Annotated in this window: 6 protein-coding genes and 1 pseudogene; all 7 read right to left on the reverse strand. The window is 61.4% G+C overall.

The features are described 5' to 3' along the window. Positions 1-347: 347 nt before the first annotated feature. Positions 348-923, reverse strand: a complete 576-nt coding sequence (locus tag ACFFP0_RS30805; protein ID WP_377266053.1) for a PQQ-dependent catabolism-associated CXXCW motif protein — start codon at positions 921-923, stop codon at positions 348-350. Further along, complete coding sequence (locus ACFFP0_RS30810; protein ID WP_377266054.1) at positions 920-1,735, reverse strand: substrate-binding domain-containing protein; 816 nt, start codon at positions 1,733-1,735, stop codon at positions 920-922. The genes ACFFP0_RS30805 and ACFFP0_RS30810 overlap by 4 nt, the downstream gene beginning before the upstream one ends. 73 nt (positions 1,736-1,808) lie before the next feature. Next, a complete protein-coding gene (locus ACFFP0_RS30815) occupies positions 1,809-2,276 on the reverse strand; it encodes a c-type cytochrome, methanol metabolism-related (protein ID WP_377266058.1) in 468 nt (155 codons plus the stop codon). Positions 2,277-2,416: 140 nt separating this feature from the next. Then, entirely contained in the window at positions 2,417-4,219 is a 1,803-nt protein-coding gene (gene xoxF5 / locus ACFFP0_RS30820) for a lanthanide-dependent methanol dehydrogenase XoxF5 (protein WP_377266055.1), read from the reverse strand. Between the two features lie 169 nt (positions 4,220-4,388). Next, positions 4,389-4,796: a c-type cytochrome gene (locus ACFFP0_RS30825; protein ID WP_377266056.1), complete on the reverse strand. Its 408-nt coding sequence runs from the start codon at positions 4,794-4,796 to the stop codon at positions 4,389-4,391. Positions 4,797-4,811: 15 nt separating this feature from the next. Continuing rightward, positions 4,812-5,642 (reverse strand): S-formylglutathione hydrolase, encoded by an 831-nt coding sequence (gene fghA / locus ACFFP0_RS30830; protein ID WP_377266057.1) that lies wholly within the window; start codon positions 5,640-5,642, stop codon positions 4,812-4,814. An 8-nt stretch (positions 5,643-5,650) separates the two neighbouring features. Next, a pseudogene (locus ACFFP0_RS30835) lies at positions 5,651-5,785 on the reverse strand (S-(hydroxymethyl)glutathione dehydrogenase); the annotation flags it as partial.

Consider the following 5,785-nt stretch of genomic DNA (forward strand, 5'->3'; position numbering starts at 1 on the left):
TTGATCCGTTCCCACTGATCGTCTCGAAGTGCATCACAATCCATCGCTGATCTCCAAAATCAACGTTGAATCCGATTTGCTCAACTTTGGGAATCCCAATTCCCTAAATCGTCACCACGATCTAGGCTACAGGACCGGCCCGAAGATCAGGACCGGTTTTCGGAAAGAGCGATACGTAAATTCAACGAGTTAGCGTGAGGTACATCCGCACCGCGTTGCAGGCGGCATATTGCGCGTATCGAGATCGCCGCAGTCGAAGGTGACGGGCAAAATCGTCGCCGGCGACGGATTGCGCGTCTTCTGTCTGTTCCTTGCGAAGGATGCTGGCGATCAGGGACCTGTAGCTGTCAGTTACCGCCCGGCTCCGGTGTCAGTTGCTCGAGGGGATAACCGGCCATCGCCCAGCCCTCGCTGCCCGCCGGATACCAATAGACCTTGCCGTAGCCGAGTTCCAGCGCGCGTCTGGCCGCGTTCCAGGACATCCAGCAATCCGGCAGGCAGAAGAACAGCAGGGGATGATCGCCATTCCCGCCCGATGCCTTTTCGAGCCCCTTGCGGAAATAGTCGAGGGTGACATCGGGCAGCTTGCCGTAACCGGTATTGGGAAGCCAGAGCGCTCCCCTGACCGATATCCGCGGTTTTTCCTTCCAGATCGTGCCTTCCGGCAGGTTCTGGGGTTTTGGCGGGCGAGGCAGAACGTCGATGAATGCTGTTCCGCCACTCTCCCACAATGCATGGGCCTGTTCCGTCGAGACTACGGTCGCGCCCGCAAGCGTTGGCGGCACGGGCGCGCGATACTCGTCCTGCCGGTAGTCCTTCGGTTCCCCGACAACCGTTTTCGGTGCGGAGACGTCGGCGGCGATCGCCGGGGCTGCAAGACCGGCAACAAGCACAAACGGCAGGAACGTTGCACGCGCGGTCATTTCTTCGGCTCCAGCAGGCCGGTGCCCATGTCGTTGAGCAGCGGAACGCCAGCATCGGCGAGGATCGCGTCGATCTTGTCCTGATTGCGGCGGATCAGCGAATTGAGCTTGCGTTCCCAGACCTTCTCACCCTGCCGCACGCCCATGGTGATGCGGTAGAAGAACCTCGGCGGCGTGGTCTCCGACAGGAGGGGGCTCAGTTTGAACTCCGGATAATCCTGCTTGACCATTGGGCCACCGATGGGTCCCCAGAGAATGGCGGCGTCGATCGTTCCGGCCTTGAGGTCGGCGAGCATTTCTCCCGCCGGATTTTCATAACGCCGGTCGACCATCAAGTCGTAGGCCTTGGCCTTTGCCATCAGGCCGTAGCGTGTCATCTGCGTCGCCGGTGGACTGCCCGCCACCACGCCGATGCGCTTGTCCCTGAGAGCGGGATCGCCAATCGTGGAGACCGAGGCGAGCGGGCTTCCCGAGGGCACGATCAGCGCATAGGCGGACGTGTAGTAATGATTGGTGTTGAGCACCATCTCGTCGCCCTGGGCATAACCGATAACCACGTCGCAGTTGTTGGCCTGCAGCGTTTTCCGGATAAAGCCCGTCGCCATGGGAAACCATGTATATTCCAGCGGCAGCTTCAATTCCGCGGCGAAGAGTTCGGCAATCCTGTTCTCGAAACCGGCGCCGGACCGGTCCGACATCGGCAGATTGGCCGGATCTGCGCAGACGCGGAACGCCCTCTTCGAAACGAGGTCCGATGTCTGGGCAAAGGCCGGCCCTCCGAGGATCGCCACAAGACCGAGCACGGACAACAACGGAATTGTCCTGCTCCCTAGTTTTTCCGCCCTTCCGGACGGAAAACCGCTGCACACCTCTCCCGGGACTATCCTAGCGGCCGAGGCAGTCTGTTTCCGCTTGCCGGATCGCATCGGATTTCGCCTCCTTCTTCGCAGGCCGCCCCCTCGGCACCGCATCCGTGCCGCGCGCCTTCAGGTAGACGTAGATATCGTCAAGATAGCACATGACATTCACATTATCCCCGAAGGACGGCATCACCGAGTTATGGGACGCATCCACCTTCTTGCGGCCGTTGGTGACCACGTCGACAAAGTCATAGTAGTCCATCGCGATCGCCGACTTCTTCAGAGCGGGCGCATAGGTCGAGCCCTCGCCTTCCGGCCCATGACAGACGTGACATTCCGAATGATATCGCCGGAAACCGGAATAGGTCAGCCAGTCGACCGTGCCGTCCGGGGCGACATTGTAGGTCGGCACGCCGTCGGCGGTCAGGTAGCGGCCGTTCTCGTTGGTCGCGGCGGTGATGTTGTCTGCCTTCTTTGCCGCATCTTGCGGCATGGCGGAGCCTGCCAGCAGCGACGCGGCGAAAGCAACCGGCAAGACTTTAGCGAAACTGGTCATCTGGTGTCCTTCTAAGCCCTGGGAACAAACTGGCGCGGGTGGAACGCCCGCGCCAGTTCTCTGGCAAATGGCCGCCGTCAGTTCGGCAGCGAGAACACAGTGAGCGTGCCGCCCAGCGCGGTGTAGTCGCTGAGCGCGGCGTAACCGCCGACCGCGCCGAGGCCTTCGGTCGGGTTGGTCAGGCCGGCGGCAAGACCGATGCCGGCCCATCCGCCGACGCCCGAGAGCACGGCCACATACTGTTTGCCGCCATGGCTGTAGGTCATGACGTTGCCGATCACCCCGGACGGCGTCTTGAAGCGATAGAGCTCCTTGCCGGTGCTGGAGTCGACAGCCTTCAGATAGCCTTCGAGCGTGCCGTAGAAGACCACGTCGCCGGCGGTGGCAAGAGCGCCCGACCAGACGGAGAACTTCTCCGGCAGCGACCACTTGATCTTGCCTTCCTTGTTGTCCCAGGCAATGAAGTTGCCCATGCCGCCATGGCTGCCCGGAGCCGGATACATGGACAGCGTCGCCCCGACATAGGGCTGGCCGGCGGTGTAGCTGACCCGGAAGGGCTCATAATCCATGCAGACATGGTTGGTCGGCACGTAGAACAGCCCGGTCTTCGGCGAATAGGCAGCAGGCTGCTGGTCCTTGGTGCCGAGAGCCGAGGGGCAGATGCCGGTCGAGTTGACGTCCTCGCCGTTCTGCTCGGTCGAATATTTGGCAACGACCTGCGGACGGCCGTACTGTTCCGATTTCTGGTCCATCACCACCTCGGTCGCCCAGTTGACGGCCGGATCGTATTTCTTGGCAACGAGTAGCTCGCCCGTCACGCGGTCCATCGTATATCCGAAGCCGTTGCGATCCATATGGGTGAGGAGCTTGCGCTGCTTTCCGCCGAACTCCTGCTGGGTCAGGATCATTTCGTTGACGCCGTCATAGTCCCATTCGTCATGCGGCGTCATCTGATAGACCCATTTCGCCATGCCGGTATCGACATCGCGGGACCAGATGGTCATGGACCAGCGATTGTCGCCCGGACGCTGGGCCGGGTTCCAGGTCGAGGGGTTGCCTGAGCCGTAATAGATCTGGTTTTCCTCGGGGTCGTAGGAGAACCAGCCCCAAGTCGTACCGCCGCCAATCTTCCACTGGTCGCCTTCCCAGGTGGAAAGGCCGGAATCCTTGCCGACCGGCTTGCCGAGATGGGTGGTCTTTTCCGGGTCTATCAGCGTGTCGCTGTCCGGTCCCATCGAATAGCCGCGCCACAGGAGCTTGCCGTCGGCCATGGAATAGGCGGTGATCGAGCCGCGCACGCCGAACTCGCCACCCGAAATGCCGACGATGACCTTGTCCTTCACCGGCAGCACGGTTGCCGTGTTGGTCTCGCCCTTCTTCGGATCGCCGTTCTTGACACTCCAGATGACCTTGCCGGTCTTGGCATCGAGGGCGACGATGGTGGTATCGGCCTGGTGCAGGAATATCTTGCCTTCCGCATAAGCGACCCCGCGGTTGACGGTGTCGCAACACATCACCGGAATGACATCCGGGTCCTGCTTCGGCTCATATTTCCAGGCGATCTGGCCCTCCTTGCTCAGATCAAGCGCATAAACCGTATTGGGGAACGGCGCATGCACATACATGAAATCGCCGACGACCAGCGGCGAGCCTTCGTGACCACGCAGGACGCCGGTCGAAAAGCTCCAGGCGACCTGCAGCTTGCCGACGTTTCCCTTGTTGATCTGATCGAGTTTCGAGTAACGCTGATTGGCGTAGTCACCCGTCTGGATAGCCCACTGATTAGGGTTATCGATCTGCTTTTGCAGGTCTGAATTGGCGAATGCGGGCTGCGAGCCGCCGAGTGCGAATACGGCAAGCAATATGTGAAATCTCTTCATCCTATCCTCCCGTTGGGTAGCGCCGACCGGGGTCCTTCACCCCTTCGCTCCGGGAAAACCTTGCGACGTCCTCCTTCGCGGCATCGGCTTTGCAAAATGCCTCCATGCCTTCCACGGCCGGCTTTCGCCGGCGCTTCGGCCCTCCTCACGTCCTTTGCCGGCCTCCTTTCTATTTGGCGAATGTCGACAGATATTCGATCAGGTCGGCCCGTTCCCGGTCGTTGCGGATTCCCGCGAAGGCCATCTTGGTCCCGGGCACGAAAGCTTTCGGATTTGTCACGAATTCCGATATCTTCTCGGGCGTCCACACAAGGCCGTCCCCTGCCGCCTTGGTCATGCCCGGGGAATAGGAATAGTCGCCGATACTGCCCGCCGGGCGTCCGACGACTCCCGTCAGATAAGGCCCGGTCTTGCTGACGGCGCCGGGGCCGACCGCGTGACAGGCCTGACACTTGCGAAACACCTTCTCGCCTGCTGCCGGGTCACCCGTCAGCCCCTCCACCGCGAAGGCCGGAACGGCAAGGCCCGCACTGAGCATGCCGACGAATGCGAAAATGAGAATTTGTCGTGAAGTCATGCCTGTCCTTCTCCTTCAGGTGGCATGCAGCCGCTCGGCATGCCAGCGCACATGATCCTCGGCGAAGCTCGCCACGAAATAGTAGCTGTGATCGTATCCGGCCTGCATTCGCAGGACGCCGGGCTGGCGCCGCTCCGCCATCAGCCTTGCCATCGCCTCGGGGCGCAAATGCTCCAGGAACTGGTCCGCCGCTCCCTGGTCGATCAGGATATCGCCATCCCAGCCGAGATCGGCCAGCAGCAGGCAGGCGTCATGTTTCGCCCAATAGGCCTCGTCGTCACCGAGATAGGCCGAGAACTGCTTGCGGCCCCAGTCCGAGCGCGTCGGATTGACGATCGGCGCGAAAGCCGAAAGCGACCGGAACTTCTCCGGATTGCGAAACGCGATCGTCAGGGCGCCATGACCGCCCATCGAGTGGCCGGTGATGCCGAAGACACCGTTGAGCGGCAATTCCTTCTGCAGGAGCGCCGGCATCTCCGAGACGATGTAGTCGTACATGCGATAGTGCCGCACCCAGGGCTTCTGCGTCGCATTCAGGTAAAAACCGGCGCCCTGCCCCAGGTCATAGGCCTGATCGTCCGCGACGCCCTCGCCGCGCGGCGAGGTATCGGGAAAGACGAGCGCGAGATCGTGTTCCGCCGCGTATTTCTGCAGGCCCGCCTTGATCATGGCGTTCTCATGGGTGCAGGTCAGCCCCGAGAGATACCAGAGCAACGGCACCGGACGAGCCCGCGCCGAAGGCGGCAGGTAGACGCCGAAGGTCATCTCCACGGCGCAGGCCTCGGACCGGTGCCGATAGACCGACTGCATTCCTCCGAAGCTCTGGCTTTGCGACACGAGTTCCATCTGGCGCCTCAATAAACCACCACGCCGCGGATCGATTCGCCAGCATGCATGAGTTCGAACCCCCTGTTGATGTCGTCGAGCGGCATGGTGTGTGTGATCATCGGGTCGATCTGGATCTTGCCCTGCATGTACCAGTCGACGAT

Origin of the sequence: Neorhizobium puerariae (assembly GCF_042429745.1) — a bacterium.
GTDB lineage: Bacteria > Pseudomonadota > Alphaproteobacteria > Rhizobiales > Rhizobiaceae > Neorhizobium > Neorhizobium puerariae.